The sequence below is a fragment of the Ensifer sp. EB106-03-01-XG145 genome (assembly GCF_058792075.1).
This window is the reverse complement of record NZ_JBYTEC010000014.1, coordinates 106476-124481: the sequence shown is the minus strand read 5'-3', so window position 1 is coordinate 124481 and position 18006 is coordinate 106476. Positions and strand designations below refer to the sequence as shown.

The following is an 18006-nucleotide window of genomic DNA, read 5'->3' as shown; positions in this document are numbered from 1 at the left end:
AGATCACTTTCGCTTATCACAACGGCGACGAGGCCATTCTAAAGGCCAAACGGGAGACTTCTTCAACAGCCTGCTAGAGCGGCGATGTCGGACGGATTAGACCAATTCTCGCCCTCTTCACGGACGCATGCGGCGACGCTCTGCTGGCGGCATTGGATGCCGCACGTTCGGCACGGGCGAAGGACCTTTCCCAAATGCTTGCACTCGATGCGTCGACCATTTCCGCGAAAATCAAGCAATTGTTGAGCCGTGGCCTTGTTTCCGTCGTCGCAGACCCTTCGGACCGGCGCGTGAAAAGACTCTCATTAACTGCTGAGGGTGCAGATCAACTCGAAATCGCACGCCGCATACTGGCTGAACTTCAATCGAAGTGTCGGTTTGAAGTCTCGGAAAAGACCAATCTGCAAGAGCTTTTTCGAGCCCTGAATGCGCCTGAGAGATGAGCTTGGGGCCTTTGTGGAAGGCGCGGCGTCCTCAATCCCCGCGTGGCAGCATCTCGCGCAACGACGCCAGTTCGTTCTCAAGTCGAGCAACACGTCGTTCAAGGTTCAGAATGACCTCACCCTGAAGATCATCGACTCCGGCGAGAGCTTCTTCCCAATCTCGCCACTTCTTAAGAAAGCGCTTCAGCATGGTTTGTCCTTGATTTTCCTGATGCTCGCGGACTTGCCCGCGCGGCTTTCCAGCGCATCATTTGAAAGCGTGGACTGGAATGGGCTTCTGTGCGTGTTCCGACAGGATTACCACATCCGCCGACCGCCTGAGGCCGGTCGCTATGAGATTCATCGGAAATGGAGTCCAAGATGATTCCGGCATCCGCGTTCGGTTTCAATCTTGGCGCTCGAAACGGCGCCGGGTGCCGGCTACACGATACGGTCAAGCTATTTCACCGAGGCGGCGTCGTGCCGCGGCTTCACCGTGTTAGGCCGGTCATTCGGTCCAACGCCGGAACAGGGCACTCGCATTCACGCCTCCGAAGCCAAATCCATTGGTGATTGCATAGTCCATCTGCACGGGCCGGGACTTATTCGCGACAAAGTCGATACCGTCGCCAGCGGGATCGGGCGCGTTCAGATTCAACGTTGGCGGTGCGACCTGATCCTTCAGTGCCAGGATCGTGAAGACTGCTTCCAGCCCACCAGCTGCGCCGAGGAGGTGCCCGGTCGCAGACTTAGTGCCACTGACCGCTATCCCTGCTGTCGAACCGAACACCGTCTTGATAGCCTCGATTTCCCCTCGATCACCGAGCGGGGTCGACGTGGCGTGCGCGTTGAGATGGTGGATCTCATGCGCGGAAATACCCGCCTGCCCGATGGCAATTTGCATGGCTCTTGCGGCGCCTGATCCGTTTTCAGGACCGGAGGTCACGTGGTAGGCATCCGCCGTTGTTCCGTAGCCCACCAATTCGGCCAGTGGCTCCGCCCCGCGAGCCAGTGCGTGGCTTAGGGATTCGATCACCAGGACGCCCGCACCTTCACCCATCACGAAGCCGTCGCGCATCATGTCGAAAGGCCTGGAGGCGAGGGCAGGGGTGTCGTTGAACCCGGTTGAAAGAGCCCGGGCGGCGGCGAAGCCCCCTAGGCTTACGGTGTTTATGCACGCTTCCGTGCCGCCGCAGACGGCAATGTCCGCCTCGTTCGCCCGGATCATCCGGGCCGCGTCACCGATTGCCTGGACACCGGCAGCGCAGGCTGTCACCGGAGCGCCGAGGGGCCCTTTGAGACCATGTCGGATGGATACCTGTCCTGCTGCAAGGTTCACCAAGAATGATGGAATGGTGAAGGGCGAAAGACGCCGCGGCCCTTTCTGATCGACAGTTCGTACCGCGTCCGTGATCGCTGGAAAGCCTCCGATCCCTGACGCAATGATCGTTGCCGTTCTGAGGCGGTCCTCTTCCGAGACAGGTTTCCACCGCGCCTGCGCAAGGGCTTCGTCTGCCGCCGCCAGTGCGAAGAGGATAAACCGATCGACCTTGCGCTGATCTTTTGGCGGCAAGACGCTGTCAGGATCGAAGCCAACTTCGGCATCCTCTTCCAAGAAGGGGACAACACCTCCGACCTTGGCGGGCAGATCGCCGACGACCTCGTCAGGAAGACGACGGATCCCGGACTTGCCCGCCAACAGGCGAGTCCAAGAGCTGCTGACGTTGGCACCGAGCGGGCTGACCGCTCCCATTCCTGTTACGACGACACGACGCATGATGACTCCAGATATAAAACACGCAATCTCGCGGACCACAAATGCTGAACCGGTTGAGAACTTGTCGTTCCGCTCATCACTCGACCGGCTCCGTGGCCGCGACACGCTTTGCTTCAGTCGCTGCTGCTTCAAGCAGGCGATCTGCCAGCTTCTCGTCCGTCACGATGCGTGACAGAGTGACCGCGCCAACCATGAGCGCGAGCATCGCCATGGCCTTGCGGGGTGCATCGTCATCGTCGCCGCTGGCCGGCAACAGTTCTTCGATAACCTGCAGGTGACCTTTGATCCCGTCCTGAAACGGCTTGCGGACGTCGACGCTCTGGCGAGCCGCATCAGATCCAAGGGCGACCAGCGGGCAGCCGTCTCCGGTTTCCCCACGGTGCCCTGCCGAAAGATAAAGATCGATGACGCCCTGAAGCGGATCCGCGCTCGATGCGGCGACCGAGGACCACCTGCGCGTGGCACTCTCCATCGCTCTTCGCGACGCGAGCGCCACCAGATCATCCTTGGACTCGAACTGCTTGTAGAAGCCGCCCTGCGTAAGACCGGCACCTTTCATCAAATCCTTGAGGCCGATGCCATCGAAGCCGCGCTCGCGAAAGAGCCTGCTGGCGACGTTGATGACCGTCTCGCGATTCGCTTCGGCCTGGGCACGACTGACCCTCATGATCGTCTCCTTTTAGATTTCAGTTGACATCTATAATGCTTTTAGAGTTAGAATGCAATCTAAGAATATGCCGCCCCCGTCAAGAAGGCCAGTGCCATGAAACGAAAAATCCTCCTCTCAACAGTGGCAGTGGTCGCCCTCGTCGGTGTCGCCGCTGCGATTTTCCTACTCCCGTCGACGAGCAAGGATGCGGAGGCTGCGGATCCACGCAGTCTGGCTCCGCTCGTCAGTGTGACAAAGGTCAAGACCCCAGACGCAGCAAACCGAACCTTCACCGGCACGGTTGCTGCCCGGGTGCAGAGCGATCTCGGCTTTCGAGTCCCCGGAAAAATTGTCGAACGACTTGTCGGCCTTGGGGAAGAAGTCAAAGCCGGGCAGCCATTGATGCGGGTTGACGACACCGATCTGCGCCTTGCTCTGTCGGCAAAGCGCAATGCCGTTGCTGCGGCCAAGGCAACATTCATCCAGGTGCAGGCCGACGAGCGGCGGTATGCTGCACTGGTCAAGAACGGCTTGGCCGCGTCTCCGCAGAGATATGAGCAGTCGAAGGCAGCGCTCGATACCGCGACAGCCCAGCTCGCCGCGGCCGAAGCAGAAGCGAAAGTCGCCGAAAACGAGGCGGCCTATACGGTTCTCGTGGCGGACGCGGACGGCACGATCGTTGAAACGCTCGGCGAGCCGGGGCAGGTGGTCTCAGCGGGTCAGCCGGTCATTCGGCTGGCGAAATCGGGGCCCCGCGAAGCGCTCGTTTGGTTGCCCGAAAATCTCAGGCCTGAAATTGGTGCCGTAGCGCAGGCCACCATCTATGGCCGGAGCACAGCGGAAAGGGCCGCACTCAGGCAGATCTCCGATGCCGCCGATCCTCAAACCCGTACCTATGAAACGCGCTGGGTATTGCAGGGCTCTGCGGCGTCCGCGCCCTTGGGGGCAACTGTTACGATAAGCCTGCAGAACGAAGTGGCACAGTCACATGCCGAAGTTCCCGTTGGCGCGCTTCTCGATGATGGCGCCCGCACGGGTGTCTGGGTTTTGGATGAGCAGAGTTCCAGTGTTCATTTCCGGGAAGTGAAGGTGGAGCGGGTCGGCGAAGAGAAGGCCATAGTCTCGAACCTGACGGACGGGGAGGCGATCGTTGCCCTTGGAGCGCATCTGCTTCGGGACGGCGCAAGTGTGCGCACCGGCGTGGAAAAAGCAGAGGCGGCAAACTGATGAGCTTCAATCTCTCCGCGCTCGCCGTTCGTGAGCGCGCCGTCACCCTGTTCTTCATCGTCCTGCTGGCCGCCGCCGGCGCCTATGCCTTCGTCAAGCTGGGCCGAGCAGAAGACCCGTCATTCACCATCAAGACGCTGACCGTTACCTCTGTTTGGCCGGGTGCGACCGCGCGCGAAATGCAGGATCTTGTCGCCGAACCACTCGAAAAGCGCATCCAGGAACTGACCTGGTACGATCGTGTGGAAACGACTACGCGACCCGGCTACGCCTTCCTGACAGTGACGCTAAAGGACAACACTCCAGCGTCGGCCGTCGAGGGAGAGTTCTATCAAGCGCGCAAGAAACTTGGCGACGAAGCTCGTAATCTTCCTCCAGGAGTGATCGGTCCTTTCGTCAACGACGAGTACTCCGACGTCAGCTTCGCCCTCTATGCCTTGAAGGCGAAGGGCATGGCCATGCGTGATCTCGTGCGGCAGGCCGAGACGATCCGTCAGGACATGCTTCACGTCCCGGGCGTAAAAAAGATAAACATTCTCGGCGAGCAGCCGGAACAGATTTTCGTGGAGTTTTCCTATTCCAAGCTGGCAACGCTTGGGATCTCGGCGCAAGACATCGCTGCTGCCCTGCAACGACGCAATACAGTGACCCCCGCAGGATCGATCGATACGCAGGGTCCCCAGGTGTTTATCCGGTTCGACGGTGCCTATGACAGCGTCGAGTCGATTGCCGAGACGCCGATCGTCGCGGGTGGACGTGTCCTGAAGCTGTCGGATTTCGCCGAGGTGCGCCGCGGCTATCAGGATCCCGCCACCTATGTCATTCGCCATGACGGCGAGCCCGCCATCATGCTTGGGGTGGTGATGCAGCAGGGCTGGAACGGGCTGGAACTCGGCAAGGCACTGGAAGAACGATCTTCCAAAATCGCGGAAAGTCTGCCGCTAGGCATCACGCTCGCAAAGGTGAGCGACCAGGCTGTCAATATCCAGGAAGCCGTCGGCGAATTCATGCTGAAGTTCGCCATGGCACTCGGCGTCGTCCTGTTCGTGAGCCTCGTTAGCCTTGGCTGGCGCGTCGGTATCGTCGTAGCGCTTGCCGTTCCGCTGACGCTCGGCGTCGTCTTCCTGATCATGCTGGAAACCGGGCGGTTTTTCGACCGCATCACACTTGGCGCGTTGATTCTCGCACTCGGTCTGCTCGTCGACGATGCCATCATCGCCATCGAGGTGATGGTGGTGAAGATGGAAGAAGGCATGGACCGCATCAAGGCGGCCGCCTATGCCTGGAGCCACACGGCCGCCCCGATGCTGTCCGGCACCCTAGTGACGATCATCGGGTTGATGCCGGTCGGCTTTGCCAGATCAACCGCCGGCGAATATGCCGGCAATATCTTCTGGATTGTCGGTTTCGCGCTGATCGTCTCCTGGATCGTGGCGGTGATCTTCACGCCGTATCTCGGCGTCAAGATGCTGCCCGCAATCAAGCCGGTGGAGGGCGGTCATCACGCCATCTACAACACCCCGAATTACCGGCGCCTTCGCAGTCTCATCGAGTTCGCGGTCCGTCACAAGTTCCTGACCTGCGGTCTCGTCGGTGTCGTCATGGCCGTCTCGGTCGTCGGCATGGGATCCGTAAAGCAGCAGTTCTTCCCGACGTCGGATCGCCCCGAAGTTCTGGTGGAAGTGCGCATGCCGGAAGGAACCAGCATCGAGACGACCACTGCAACGGTCGAGAAACTGGAAGGTTGGCTGAAAGAGCAGCCCGAAACGAAGATTGCCACCAGCTACGTCGGCCAGGGTGCACCGCGCTTCTTCTTCGCCATGGCGCCTGAACTGCCAGACCCGGCATTCGCCAAGATCGTCGTGCTGACACCCGATGCGCATGGACGCGAAGCCTTGAAGCATCGCCTGCGCGCGGCGATCTCCAACGGCCTTGCGCCAGAAGCTTACGTGCGGGTGACACAACTCGTATTCGGCCCTTATACGCCGTTCCCGGTCGAGTTTCGCATCATGGGACCGGATCCGGATGAACTGTACAAAATCTCCGAACAAGCCCTCGCTCTCATGAAGACTGTGCCCGACGTTCGCCAAGCAAACCGCGACTGGGGCAATCGCACACCGGTGCTACGCTTTATTCCCGATCAGGACCGGCTCAACCTTATCGGCCTTTCTCCTGCAGAAGCTGCGCAGCAGATGCAGTTGTTGCTCAGCGGAGTGCCCATCACGCAGGTTCGCGAAAACATTCGCAGTGTTCCGGTGGTCGCGCGCAGCGCCGGTGAAAACAGGCTCGATCCTTCGAGGCTGGCGGACTTTTCGCTGATGAGCAGGAATGGGCGGCCGGTCCCGCTCGATCAGATCGGCCACTCCGAGATCCGCTTCGAAGAGCCGATCATGAAGCGCCGTGACCGCACTCCGGTCATCACCATCCGCTCGGACATCAACGAGGCAACGCAGCCGCCGGAAGTTTCGCAGCAAGTCATGCAGGCACTTCAGCCGCTGATTGCTTCGCTACCCGTCGGCTATCGCATCGAAATGGGTGGCAACATTGAAGAGTCACTGAAAGCGAACGTGGCCCTTGTCCAGATTTTCCCTGCCATGATTGCCGCTATGCTGATTGTCATCATCCTTCAGGTTCGGAGCCTGTCGACGATGACGATGGTGATGCTGACGGGGCCGCTCGGGCTCGCAGGTGTGGTTCCGGTCTTGCTCATCTTCAACCAACCCTTCGGTTTCAACGCCATCCTCGGCTTGATTGGATTGGCCGGCATCCTGATGCGCAACACGTTGATCCTGACGGAACAGATCAAGGAAAATCAGTGGGCGGGTCTGGATGACTACCATGCGGTCATCGAAGCCACCGTGCAAAGAACGAGGCCGGTCATCCTGACGGCGTTGGCTGCCGTGCTCGCATTCATTCCGTTGACGCACTCGGTCTTCTGGGGATCGATGGCCTATACGCTGATCGGCGGCACGGCCGTCGGAACAGTGATGATCCTGCTATTCCTGCCGGCGCTTTACGCGACCTGGTTTCGGATCAAGCCGCCTAAGAGGGAGTCGCATCCGCAGTCGGAGGAGGGGGCTCCCAACCTTAAACTGGCGATTGCGGCGGAGTGACCCTCATGTCCAGTCTATGCACTCGTCTGGCCGACCCTGAGAAGAAAAAAGACAGCGGCTCAGCATCGATGGTCCGGGACGCCCATTGGGCGTCCCGTGGACGTAAATCGAACAGTCAAGAGTTCGAGGTATATTCCACAGATTCGGACGATGTTGTTTTGGCGCGGTGGCGCAACCTTATTCTGGATGTCGCGGAAGAGCACATTCGCCGTATCGGTCATCGCAAGACAACAGTTGCTGACATAGCGTTCAACCTGGGTGTAAGCCGAGCGAGCGTGTACCGTTTTTTTCCCACGAGAGCGGCAATAAATCAGAGTGTCTGTGCCCGGATTGCGAACAGGACCCTCGACGACGCGCGCGAAATCTCGCAAGGGAGCGCTCCGGCAAGCAGCAGGCTTGCTGAGATATTCGCCGCGCTTCATCGACATACTCAGTTGCAACTGGTGGAAGAACGGCACAGTCACGAGCTTTTCGTCGCCGCCACAGACGGCAAGTGGGAGGTCGCGAAGTGGTACTTCGACGAAATGACGAGGATATTTGAAGCGATCATTGGCGAGGGCTTGGAGACAGGGGAACTCAAGGGCGATGATGCGGGCAACGCTGCTCGATGCGTCATGGCGGCGCTCATTCCGTTCGTTCACCCGAGCCTTTTAGAGCAACGGATTGGTGTTGTTGATTTGGAGGATGAGCTCGAAGCTCAGACCCGCTTCGTGATTCGAGCGCTTGGCAGCGACCCGGAATGACCGTGTGGCGGGTGCCAAGGTACGATGATCATCTCCGAGAATGGCGTCCTTTCGGTTTGAACCGATTTCCATCGGCATACCGGAAGGCCGGTGACAGAAGGCTCACCCGCCTTTTTTCTGCCCTCCAGGGTGATAATAGTCCGGCTACGCGAAATCACATGACCCAGGATTCTGAGCTCTCCGCTATCTCCCAGAATCGGGCGGATGAATTTCACGGATGTTTCAAGGGTCGGGCATAATTCGCCGGCCTCCAGCGTCGTATGCGCGGCAAGCGCCCTGGAAGTGTCGAGCATCGTCATGCTCCAGCCGCCGTGCACCGTGTTCAACGTGTTGAGGAAGCGTGGCTCGGGAGATGCCCTAAGCTCGACCGCGCCCTGCTTCGGCGGCAGCAGGAGGAACGGCAGCAACTCGGGCATCGGTGGACGGGCCTGGTTTCCTTCTGCAAGGCTCTGGCTCTGGCGCGTATGCGCGGTTCATTCATCGATATTTTTACCCTCCTCGCTCAACTTCACTTGATTTTTTATATTACGATTGACATCTATAATAAAGATAGATGTCAATTAGAATCTATCTAAGTTGATGCCGCCGCCGCGTCGGCCCGTCTGACGAGCCGCCGGTCTGGAACAGAAGACAAACTGGAATAGAGGAGGCCACTGTGCCCGAACAGAAAGTTGTAGTGATAACAGGGGCGTCTTCAGGGATTGGCGAGGCTACAGCCCGTCTTCTCGCGCAGAACGGCTACCGTGTATTCGGCGGTGCGCGCGACCCTCAACGGGCCAAATCGATTTCGGGCGTAAAGTTTGGGACGCTGGATGTAACTGACGATGCATCGGTTGCGAATTTTGTCGACTGGGTTCTGTCCGAGGCGGGAAAGATCGACGTCCTGATCAACAATGCCGGTGTTTCCCTGGTGGGGCCGGTCGAGAACACCTCGGTCGCCGAAGCAACGAAGGTGTTTGATGTTAACGTCTTCGGCCCGCTTCGCATGATCCGGGCGGTCCTGCCGTCAATGCGAAATGTACGCAGCGGGCTGATCATAAACATCAGTTCGGTTCTAGGCTTCCTGCCCGCGCCGTTCATGGGCATCTATGCCAGCACCAAACACGCACTCGAGGGCATGTCCGAATCTCTGGACCACGAGATTCGAGACTTTAACGTGCGCGTTATCCTACTGGAACCGACCTTCACGAACACCAATCTCGACGTGAATGCTGCGAATACGGAGGCACCCTTGGGCGTCTACGCCGATCAAGCCGAAGCGACGATCAAGACGGTTTTGGCTCAAATCAAATCCGCACCAGCTCCGACCTTGGTTGCAGAAAAGATTCTCGTCGCCCTCGAGAGCCCTTACAAAATGCGTCAGCCGGTCGGAGGCCAAGCCACACTGTTAAGCCGTCTGCGCAGGTTCATGCCAGCAAAGGCGGTCGACGGGAGTCTGAGAAAGACGTTCGGCTTCGGTAAGACTTAACTCCGCGAGAACGGGAGGCCAGCTCTATTCGGGTGCCACGCTATGCTTATGCTGGCGCTCGGGGTGAAGCTTGCCGCGGTCAAACGGAGGCGGCGATGAAATGATGGGCGCAAAGACAACGATGGGGATGGGCGAATCCACCTCGCTTTCGACCGCGACATACGGACCATCGCCATTTCCGAGATCGTTCCCCTGAAGTCACTCCCGGACGGCGCCCGCGAAAGCCGGAAATTCGCGCAGGTCCTGAACTCGATCAAGGCGATTGGACTGGTCGAGGCACCGGTGGTCCCTGCAGATAACAAAAGATGCGGGAACCTGGTACCAGCTCGGTGGACATCTGCGGCTGGAAGCGCTGAAGGAATTGGATGTCGTCGAGATCGAGTGCCTGATTCTAGGCGCTCGAGTAGGACGCGGCCGCAGAGCCTGAGAGTCAAGCGTCGGAAGAGGACTAAGTTTCTAGCACTGGCAACGGTTGGTCGGTGGTGATCGTCGCATGCGGCGGGCGGTCGGTGTCGCGTACAGTGACAGTTGTTCATAGGCGTTGAGCAAGTGCGAGAGGTCGACGATTGGTCGGCGGTCCTTGGTAGCAACGGGTCGCCTCGCTTTGCGCGCGAGCGCATTCGCAAGCTGCCCGATCAGCGCGCTGTGGCCACCCGCTGGTGGAAGCTTGGAGCGCTGCTGATCGACGACCTCACGATGGTCCTCCATCAGCCAGTCGCTCGGGTGGCCGACAAGCCGTTCGAAACAGCGCGTCCGGGTGGATGTGGACAGGCCAGTCAGGATCGTCCCCGGATAAATGCCGACAAGCTGGGGTATGTTCAGAAGGCGCCGAACGAGCGCGCCGCCGGCGGGCGAGCTGCTGATCGCTTCCAGTCCGCAAAGTTCGTCAATTAAGCGGTCGAGCCGTTTTGCCGCTGAGCACAAGCTGACAGTCGATGCACAACGCAAGTCATAGCCGCAGCGGGCACAGTATTGTTGCGGCACCAGTTTGCTCTGGTCGAAGACGGCGATGCGGCTGCGGCAGGAGGGGCATCGGTCACGCAATCTCGCGCCATGTCTGTCGCATGAGATCCGGGTCGCCAGCCGCCATCGCCGCCGAAAATACGGATGTGCATCCTCGGCGAGACATCGAGAGCAGAACTGCAGCCAAGTCGGACCATCTCGCCGAGTGCTGTTGCGAAGCGGCAGCAAGAGTTGCTTCGGCAAAGTGTGTGACAACGTCATTGCCGATAGCTGACAGGGCGAAACACCGGCATGTATGCGAAGCTGGCTTTCCACATCGATCGGAAGCCGGAGGTCCAGGGATGCCGACCACATTCCCGGATTAAGCCCGAGAACCCGGGGAAATGCTCGGGCAGTGACGCCATTGGCATAGGCAAGCCTGTGAAGCCAACTCGACAGCAATTCGTCGGGCTGTGGCGCGATGATGACCGGCCACCGGTCAGAAACGACATCACGATATTGTTCGCGAAGGCGGATGGTCGGCGCGTGAGCGTCGATCGCCGTCATAGAAGACTCTCGCGCAGAGCCGCGTTGCGCCGGTGCGAAATCGGCACGTGGCGCAGTTCATCGACACCGGCCCTGGTAATGCGTTCGCTCCCGGATCGGATGGCCGCGACGGCGGCCTTGGTGACGATGGCGATGATTTCGCCGATCAAGCCTTCCGAGATGCTGAATACCCGGCGCGCCATCGGTTCGTTCGACAAGTCCGAGGTTCGGGCAAGCGGCAAAGCCGCTTCGAGACTGTCGAGGAGCATGAGATAGTTCTCGTCGTATTGCCATCGAGGGACTGCCACCAGGTCGAAACGGCTCGCCATCTCGCTGGTGGCGTTGACGAAGTCGTAGATGGCCACCTCGCCGATCAGCACCGGCGAGATGTCGTATTGCCGGCCGATCCGCCGCAGGAAGGCAAAGACAGCCTCGACATCGCGCGCGCGGCCCCGCAGCGCATTATGAAATTCGTCGAAAATCAGCACCCTCGGCTTGAGGTTCGCCAGCAAGTGATCCAGTTGCTCGGCCTTGCGGCCGACGTCCCAGATGTCCCCGCCCGGCGCGCGGAGTGCCCGTAGAATGCTGGCATAGAAGTGGCCGAGCCCGGCGCCTTCACGTGTCTGGGCTATCCATACCCTTTGTTCGGGCGAGCTTCTCAGGTGTTCGACGGCGAACCGCTCGGCAATCATCGTCTTGCCATTGGCATAGGGGCCGACCAGCATCAGGCCCTGGGTCCGAAACGACGGTGGTCGCGACAGCAGCTCAGCTAGACGTCGATGGCTGTCCCTTGCAACGTGATGTCCAATCCATCGGGGCGCACGAATATAGGCGATCCGCTCCTCCGGATCACGATCGAGGTATGGCCGGACATGATCAAGCAGATGATCCGACATGCAGTTACCAGTCCTCCACCGGCAGCCGCTTCTTCTGGCGCGCTGGATGATCTTTGAGATCCGGTGTTTGCGGCTCCATGACCGCGTAAGGCTTTTGCGCTGCGGCGGCATGTGCACTGCGGACGGCGTCGCGCAGCCGACGCTTGGAAGGCTTCGTGGTCGTGACAATGGCTGCGATCTCGCGGCGAACCGCCACCTTCTCGACGCTGGAGCGCTGGTTTGTCGCGCGTCGACGCGCGCGCTCGGTCTCATGTTCCCACAGGGTCACTGGCGTGAGGTGGCCATCGCGTCGCTCGACAGGTCGAAACAATCGGGTTTCCGGGTCCCGGACGTAGACACGACTAATGTCGCGCGGATCGTATCTGACCTCCAGCTTAGCGAGCCGGTCGCGCTGTGGAACGATGATGCCGAGCCACGGCGAATAATAGTGCAAGGCGAACATGCTGATTCCTTGTGGCGACAATTGCCGTTCGGTCCCCGGCAGAAACGACAACAGCACCCGCTGCGGTTCGTCGCCGCACTCAGGCGGAGCCGCAGCGTTGCATTGCCATTCGATGAACGGCACCTTCAGCGTCTTGGGATTTTCCTGAAGGTTGTGATCGATGATGGCCAGCGCCACGCAACGCTCCAGGTTGGCGAAGCTCAGGCAGGCGCGCCGCTCGGCCGGGTACTCGTCGCGATCGGCCACCGAGCGCCCAGACGAACCGGGGTATGTCGCGAGAACTCCATTGAGCTTGCCCAGTAGCCGCTCGACCACGCCGCCTTGATGGACCCGGCCACGGTCACGATACCGGATGCGAATGCCATAATCGTCGCAGCCGCGTTGGAAGGCATGTCCTTTGAACTCTTTGGCCGAGTCTGTGACGAGTAGACGCGGCCGGCCGAACATCGGCCAGGCGTGATTGAGATTGTGCGCCGCAAGCCAGGCATCCTTCCGGCAGATGGCCTGGGCGAGACAAAGCGCGACCGACAGGACCGACGGCTTTTCCAGGGTGAGGCAGAAGCCGAGTATGGCCCGCGTCGCCACATCGGTGACGATGGTCAAATACGGACGGCCGACGAACATACCCGCCCCGTCGACGACCTCCACGAAATGAATGTCGGTCGGGGTATGGTCGATCTGGCAGACGTCGAGCGGATGCGGCGCATGGATGTAGCCCGGTCGCGGCTTGAGCCGCAGCAGGTGCTTCGGATTGGCGGAGCGCTTCTTCGCAATCTCTTCAGCCGAAAACAACGCCGGTATGCGCCGGGCAATCGTAACATAGGACGGCAGCGCAAGACCGGCTTCCTCACAGCGGGCGCGGATCTCGGCAACAACGGGGGCGAGCGGAGGCGCCTCGAGCGTCAGCCAGTGCTCGCGCAGTGTCGTGCTGATGATTTCCTCGATCCCGTCTGGCAGCCGCTTGCGCCGGCTGATGGCAATGCGCGGCAGCAAGGCTGTCACCGTCCGCTCCGTGCGATAACGGGCGAGGAGGTTGTAGACTTGTCGCGCCGTCAATCGGAGTTCGGCTGCCGCGCGCATGATGGCGGCCCGCCTCGGACCGCCGTCATCGAGAATCCTGTCCATCTCACGGGCGACGCGACGCGCCATCGACCACTGCTCGTCCGAAATCGCAGCCGGTGCTGAAGTTCGATCATGAAGCGCTTTGGGCAAATCGAGATATTCAGTGAAATCGTTAGCGGAAATTTGTCTCGAATCTAGCGGCTAACCCTAACGGCCATATGACATTTGTTCGTTTGAAATCGGTAAGTAAAAGCCACATTGGGGGCGGTGCTGATGAGATAGGCAAGAGCTCGATATGCGCAGCCTAGCGCAAATGGGTTGAGTCGCGGCAGCACGGCGGGCATTGGGTCATCGAGATGGGAGCAGTCTTGCGGCATCGCTATCGAGCGATTGCCACCAACTCCCGGTCCAACGAAACGACGAACGTTCACACAAACTATTGCTTCGCATGCCCCGTGGGGCGCACAATTCAACCGGCTCGCGAAGCCAAGGACGACGCCGGGGCGGTCCATGGGGTCCTCACCAGCAACAGCACTTTGGGTGCCTTTTGCGGTTCTATTGATGGGTCCGTTCGCATCGAGCGACGCCCACATGGCGGCTGGCGGTTGGACCTACCCACCCGCCTGTTGCAATGGCAACGATGCCGATGGTGACTGCCAGGCGATTCCGAGTTCGGACGTCACGGAAGGGCCATTCGGATTCGCAATTCACCTGCATCCGGGAGACCATCGTCTCGTGACGAGAAATCAGCTATTGCTGATCCCTTACGGAACGGAGATCCCATCGGGCAGAACGGAAAATATCGCGTGAACTGTGTTCCGGCGTGCAAATTTGGCTCTGCCGCAGATTTGGTGCATTACTCTCATGTTGCACCGATCAGCCGGGCTTGAAGAAGATCGAGCTTTCCGCGCCCGTACATTTGGCGTTTTACCAGCTTGAGCTTGGTGATCTGCCCTTCGGTTTGCCCATTGGACCATGGTGAGACGATCGCCTCCCGAACCGCCTGAATGTCTTTCGCTACGCCGTTGCCAAAGGAGGCGACCAGACTGTCTCGGGCGCGGTCGATCCACGGCATGAGCTGGTTTTCCACTTTGCGCCGAACCATCAGATGGAAGTCGGTAATGATATCGCGAGCCGCAATGAGCAACGGGACGCCGCTTTCGATCGCGGCGATGGTGACGGTTTCGGATTTCGTCAGGTTGTCTCTGTTAGTTGTTAAAAGGCGAGCAATCGTCCTGGCGGAGGGAGTGCGGGTCAACGATTCCGCATCCGCCTTGTCGGCCCGCTTCCGCCGTGTGGCCCATTCACTCACGACCCGGCGCGAACCGCGAAAGCCCTGTGTTCTCAAACGCCGCCATAGATCAGTGCCGTTCCGCTTGCCGGCAGCCCATTGTGCGTCGAGCCATTCCAGATACATTTCCAACGAACTTTCTCTGGACCGAAAGACATCGTTTCGTTGCCCTTTGAGTACCTGGCGGACCAAGCCGCGGCTATGACCGGTGCGGCGCACGATTTCCTTGATCGTCATGCCGTCCTTTGCCAAGCGCCATGATAGCCGCGTTGGTCTGTTCCCGTCGGATATACCCTTCGTATTGAAGGCGTTCGGCCGCAGTCAGCAGCTTCGGATCGACGCGCGTTGCGCCGAGCGTCTTGCGGATTTGCCGCATCGATTTGCGGACCGCGTCCAGGAATGCACGGCTGGCATTCTCCATCAAATGCCATCGATCAGCGACCTGCACTGCATCAGGTAACGCCCTTGCGGCCGCCAGCCCGTAAGCGCCGCCACGGTCGCGGGCAACGATTTGGATTTGGGGGTTCTGCCGCAGCCAAGCCTCCGCCGTCGCTGGCTCGCGGTCTGGCAGCAGACTGACCGGCCGCCGCCGTTCCAGATCACACACGATCGTGCCGTAGCGATGATTGCGACGCCAGGCCCAATCATCGATGCCAATCACCGAGGGCGGGGCTGATGGCGGAAGGCCTTGCCTGCGGATGACGCGTAGCAAGGTGTCGTTGCTGACGGGAAGCATCAGACGTTGGGCAAAACGGGCCGCCGGGCGCCCACCAAGCGCGAGGGCCAAGTGATGGACAACATGCTCGAGGCGTCCGGTTCGTCTGGCATAAGGCGGCAGTGCATCGCCGAACCGCTCGGCGAATATCTGTCTCCCACAAAGCACGGCATCACAAGCGAACCTCCGAGTGCGCACGAAAAGCCTGACGCGCCTTCCTGATAGGGGAAGGTCCGCGACCTGGCGGCAATAGCGACTTCGGACCGTTCGAGACATTCGTCCGCACGCTGGACAAGCCGCCGTTGCGCTGGATCGGGAAAGCAGGATGCAGGTCTCATCGCCAACGCGCGTGATGCGTTCAGCAATGAAGCCAGCCGGTACCAAATCGGAAGCGCAGAGTTTAGTGCTCATCATGCTGATTCCTTTGTGGAAACCAGCAACGCAGCATCGTTACAACTGCATCAAAAATGAGTCAGAGCCCAAATTTGACCCCCTTGTGGAGGGGTGAATTTTGGACGCTGATTGACAGTATTGCCCTGGGGGTGATTTTGCATTGAACAGCTCAGTTAGGACACGGCGAGATGTTGAGATACATCGATGAAGGACATACCCAGTACCAGTCGGATCTGCCGACGCAGCCACATATTTGCCTGATCACTGTCAGCGTAGATGGACCAGGTCATCGAAACTGGAGGAAAGACGAGTTTTACCGGCGCGGGAGAGACCGCCAATCCTAACAGCGGCGCGAAGCTTTCGGCTATCCGCGAGGGTACGGTAGCAATAACCGGTGAGATTGTTGCCGCGCTGAGGACAGTCACGAAGTCCGGGCTCGCGACCACCACATCGAGGTCGATCCCCGAAAACTGAAGGGCGTCGCGAATGCAGCCATGGAGGCTATCGGTGTGGGTTATAACGGCATGTTTGGCGCCAAGGTAATCGTCAAGACCCAGCGGGTTGTCGAGCGCTAGCAGGTGCTCTTTGAAGCAGCACATCACCTCCGCCTCGTACAGTTTCTCGGAGGTATGTCGGCTGTCCGAGCCGTTGATGCAGCCGATTGCGAGGTCAACTTCACCCAGGCCGAGCAAGCCATCGACTTGTTCTGGTGCCGCAGTTCGGCTCAGGAGCCGGATCCCGGGAGCAATCTGGCACAAATGTCGAGTTAGTTCCGGCAGGAGAAGAAGATCCGCCTCAGGCGAAAGCGCGAGGCGAAACGTCCGTTCTTCCGTCGCGGGATCGAAGATGGACACAGCTGTCAACGTCTCCTGTGCCTGGCGAAGTATGTTGCGAACGGGCGTCGCAAAGGCACGCGCGCGTGGTGTGGGTTGCATGACGTGGCCTACCCTCACGAAAAGTGGATCTTCCAGGAGGATCCTCAGGGTCGCGAGGCTGTGGCTCATAGCCGGCTGCTGGATTTTTAGTCGCTGGGCCGCCTTGGTTACGCTTCCCGTCTCCACTAGCGCGTCGAAAGCGATCAAGAGGTTGAGATCAAAGGAGCGCAGATTGAAATGGTCGATAGTATTCATGACTGGGATCGATTTGTTCGTTGGGCCGGCAATCCTTAAGACATTCTGCAACAGGTGCAAGACAGTACAACTGGAGAGAAGGATGTACGTAAGACGAGATGTGCTAAAGATAGCTGCCGGTGCAACGGCCACGTCGATGTTCTCGATGCCCTCGGCGCGCGCAAAAGCGCCCCTCCAAAGGACACAAGCTCCAGGCTTTTACCGGCTGCCACTGGGGAGCTTGGAGGTTACAGCGCTCTCAGACGGAACGCTTGAGCTCCCACTCTCGAAACTGTATACGCACACGACTGAAGAACACGCACGAACGGTACTGGCCGCATCGTTTCAGGCAGAGCCAGCGACCGTCTCCGTCAATGCCTTTTTGATCAACACGGGTGAGCGGCTGGTTCTTATTGATGCAGGCACCGGCAGCTATCTTGGTCCAAGCCTCGGCAAGCTTTTGAGCAGTCTCGGGGCAGCGGGATATCAGGCGGATCAAGTCGACGAAATCATTCTCACCCATGTTCACACTGATCACAGCGGGGGGCTGTCGAGGGACGGGAAATGCATCTTTCCCAAAGCGGTCCTGCACATCAACCGTCTGGAATACGAATTCTGGCTTGAAACAAAAGAACAGGATCGCCCGGCCAACGTACCGTCAGTTCAGTTCAAACAGGCCAGAGAAACCGTTGATCCATACATTAACAAAGGCAGGCTTAAGGTCTTTGAACCTAACGGCCAGGTGTTTGCCGGATTCGGTTCCATTCTTCGACCCGGCCACACCCCTGGCCATAGCAGCATCGTCGTAGGGGACTCGGGCAAAAAAATAGTGTTTTGGGGTGACATCACGCACGGGGAGATCATGCAGTTCGATGAGCCAGGCGTGGCGATCGAATTCGACGTGGAGCAGCAGGGCGCAATTGAAGCTCGCGCCGCCGCGTTCGAGGACGCTGCGCGCGAGCGATATCTGGTCGCCGGTGCTCATATTTCGTTTCCGGGAATCGGCCATATCAGGCGAGACGACACGAATTATGATTGGGTGCCTCTGCAGTATTCCGACCAGGCAAGTACCAAATAGGCACGGGTGATCCCATCCGCTTCCCTCAGTAGTTCACCGAGATGAACCGCAGACCCGCGTCCGGAGCCATACCGAGACCGGGAAGTGGACACAAAAAACTCCAAGACCAACTTAGAACTCCTCGACGCTTCAG

The 18006-nt window shown here is 59.4% G+C and carries 14 protein-coding genes and 1 pseudogene; 7 read left to right on the top strand and 8 right to left on the bottom strand.

Annotated elements, in window-relative coordinates:
* Nucleotides 1-152 precede the first annotated feature (152 nt).
* Nucleotides 153-443, top strand: coding sequence for a MarR family winged helix-turn-helix transcriptional regulator (locus tag AC3WWH_RS26265; protein ID WP_280938341.1), 291 nt, complete (start codon nucleotides 153-155; stop codon nucleotides 441-443).
* Entirely contained in the window at nucleotides 427-807 is a 381-nt protein-coding gene (locus AC3WWH_RS26260; RefSeq protein ID WP_058323357.1) for a hypothetical protein, read from the top strand. The genes AC3WWH_RS26265 and AC3WWH_RS26260 overlap by 17 nt, the downstream gene beginning before the upstream one ends.
* 123 nt (nucleotides 808-930) lie before the next feature.
* Here the strand turns inward: AC3WWH_RS26260 and fabF are convergent, their stop codons facing one another.
* On the bottom strand, nucleotides 931-2199 hold the full coding sequence (gene fabF / locus AC3WWH_RS26255) for a beta-ketoacyl-ACP synthase II (RefSeq protein ID WP_058323358.1): 1269 nt from the start codon (nucleotides 2197-2199) through the stop codon (nucleotides 931-933).
* Between the two features lie 76 nt (nucleotides 2200-2275).
* Complete coding sequence (locus AC3WWH_RS26250) at nucleotides 2276-2866, bottom strand: TetR/AcrR family transcriptional regulator (RefSeq protein ID WP_058323359.1); 591 nt, start codon at nucleotides 2864-2866, stop codon at nucleotides 2276-2278.
* 96 nt (nucleotides 2867-2962) lie between these two features.
* Between AC3WWH_RS26250 and AC3WWH_RS26245 the strand changes: the two genes are divergently transcribed.
* The 3 genes from AC3WWH_RS26245 to AC3WWH_RS26235 are packed head-to-tail and all read left to right on the top strand — an operon-like array spanning nucleotide 2963 to nucleotide 7931.
* Nucleotides 2963-4075, top strand: a complete 1113-nt coding sequence (locus AC3WWH_RS26245; RefSeq protein ID WP_058323360.1) for an efflux RND transporter periplasmic adaptor subunit — start codon at nucleotides 2963-2965, stop codon at nucleotides 4073-4075.
* Nucleotides 4075-7188: an efflux RND transporter permease subunit gene (locus AC3WWH_RS26240; RefSeq protein ID WP_058323361.1), complete on the top strand. Its 3114-nt coding sequence runs from the start codon at nucleotides 4075-4077 to the stop codon at nucleotides 7186-7188. The genes AC3WWH_RS26245 and AC3WWH_RS26240 overlap by 1 nt, the downstream gene beginning before the upstream one ends.
* A gap of 5 nt (nucleotides 7189-7193) precedes the next feature.
* Entirely contained in the window at nucleotides 7194-7931 is a 738-nt protein-coding gene (locus AC3WWH_RS26235) for a TetR/AcrR family transcriptional regulator (RefSeq protein ID WP_058323362.1), read from the top strand.
* Here AC3WWH_RS26235 and AC3WWH_RS26230 read toward each other — a convergent pair.
* Entirely contained in the window at nucleotides 7886-8347 is a 462-nt protein-coding gene (locus AC3WWH_RS26230; RefSeq protein WP_082640957.1) for a PaaI family thioesterase, read from the bottom strand. The genes AC3WWH_RS26235 and AC3WWH_RS26230 overlap by 46 nt on opposite strands.
* A 239-nt stretch (nucleotides 8348-8586) precedes the next feature.
* Between AC3WWH_RS26230 and AC3WWH_RS26225 the strand changes: the two genes are divergently transcribed.
* Complete coding sequence (locus AC3WWH_RS26225; protein WP_058323364.1) at nucleotides 8587-9399, top strand: oxidoreductase; 813 nt, start codon at nucleotides 8587-8589, stop codon at nucleotides 9397-9399.
* 456 nt (nucleotides 9400-9855) lie between these two features.
* Here AC3WWH_RS26225 and AC3WWH_RS26220 read toward each other — a convergent pair whose 3' ends face one another.
* The 5 genes and pseudogenes from AC3WWH_RS26220 to AC3WWH_RS26200 form a co-directional block, all read right to left on the bottom strand.
* Nucleotides 9856-10908, bottom strand: coding sequence for a TniQ family protein (locus tag AC3WWH_RS26220; RefSeq protein WP_082640959.1), 1053 nt, complete (start codon nucleotides 10906-10908; stop codon nucleotides 9856-9858).
* Entirely contained in the window at nucleotides 10905-11783 is an 879-nt protein-coding gene (locus tag AC3WWH_RS26215) for a TniB family NTP-binding protein (RefSeq protein ID WP_058323366.1), read from the bottom strand. The genes AC3WWH_RS26220 and AC3WWH_RS26215 overlap by 4 nt, the downstream gene beginning before the upstream one ends.
* Nucleotides 11784-11787: 4 nt before the next feature.
* Nucleotides 11788-13374: a transposase gene (locus AC3WWH_RS26210; protein WP_492377325.1), complete on the bottom strand. Its 1587-nt coding sequence runs from the start codon at nucleotides 13372-13374 to the stop codon at nucleotides 11788-11790.
* A 775-nt stretch (nucleotides 13375-14149) separates the two neighbouring features.
* Nucleotides 14150-15704 (bottom strand): annotated as a pseudogene (locus tag AC3WWH_RS26205) (ISL3 family transposase).
* A 155-nt stretch (nucleotides 15705-15859) separates the two neighbouring features.
* Entirely contained in the window at nucleotides 15860-16816 is a 957-nt protein-coding gene (locus AC3WWH_RS26200) for a LysR family transcriptional regulator (protein ID WP_113398890.1), read from the bottom strand.
* Nucleotides 16817-16898: 82 nt separating this feature from the next.
* On the opposite strand from AC3WWH_RS26200, the gene AC3WWH_RS26195 reads away from it, so the two are divergent.
* Nucleotides 16899-17873, top strand: coding sequence for an MBL fold metallo-hydrolase (locus AC3WWH_RS26195; RefSeq protein ID WP_058323386.1), 975 nt, complete (start codon nucleotides 16899-16901; stop codon nucleotides 17871-17873).
* The last annotated feature ends 133 nt before the right edge of the window (nucleotides 17874-18006 follow it).

Coding starts and splice junctions, on each gene's coding strand:
- AC3WWH_RS26245 (WP_058323360.1), top strand. CDS start 2,963: ATGAAACGAAAAATCCTCCTCTCAACAGTGGCAGTGGTCGCCCTCGTC.
- AC3WWH_RS26230 (WP_082640957.1), bottom strand. CDS start 8,347: ATGCCCGAGTTGCTGCCGTTCCTCCTGCTGCCGCCGAAGCAGGGCGCG.
- AC3WWH_RS26210 (WP_492377325.1), bottom strand. CDS start 13,374: ATGGCGCGTCGCGTCGCCCGTGAGATGGACAGGATTCTCGATGACGGC.
- AC3WWH_RS26260 (WP_058323357.1), top strand. CDS start 427: ATGCGCCTGAGAGATGAGCTTGGGGCCTTTGTGGAAGGCGCGGCGTCC.
- AC3WWH_RS26235 (WP_058323362.1), top strand. CDS start 7,194: ATGTCCAGTCTATGCACTCGTCTGGCCGACCCTGAGAAGAAAAAAGAC.
- fabF (WP_058323358.1), bottom strand. CDS start 2,199: ATGCGTCGTGTCGTCGTAACAGGAATGGGAGCGGTCAGCCCGCTCGGT.
- AC3WWH_RS26220 (WP_082640959.1), bottom strand. CDS start 10,908: ATGACGGCGATCGACGCTCACGCGCCGACCATCCGCCTTCGCGAACAA.
- AC3WWH_RS26215 (WP_058323366.1), bottom strand. CDS start 11,783: ATGTCGGATCATCTGCTTGATCATGTCCGGCCATACCTCGATCGTGAT.
- AC3WWH_RS26240 (WP_058323361.1), top strand. CDS start 4,075: ATGAGCTTCAATCTCTCCGCGCTCGCCGTTCGTGAGCGCGCCGTCACC.
- AC3WWH_RS26200 (WP_113398890.1), bottom strand. CDS start 16,816: ATGAATACTATCGACCATTTCAATCTGCGCTCCTTTGATCTCAACCTC.
- AC3WWH_RS26195 (WP_058323386.1), top strand. CDS start 16,899: ATGTACGTAAGACGAGATGTGCTAAAGATAGCTGCCGGTGCAACGGCC.
- AC3WWH_RS26250 (WP_058323359.1), bottom strand. CDS start 2,866: ATGAGGGTCAGTCGTGCCCAGGCCGAAGCGAATCGCGAGACGGTCATC.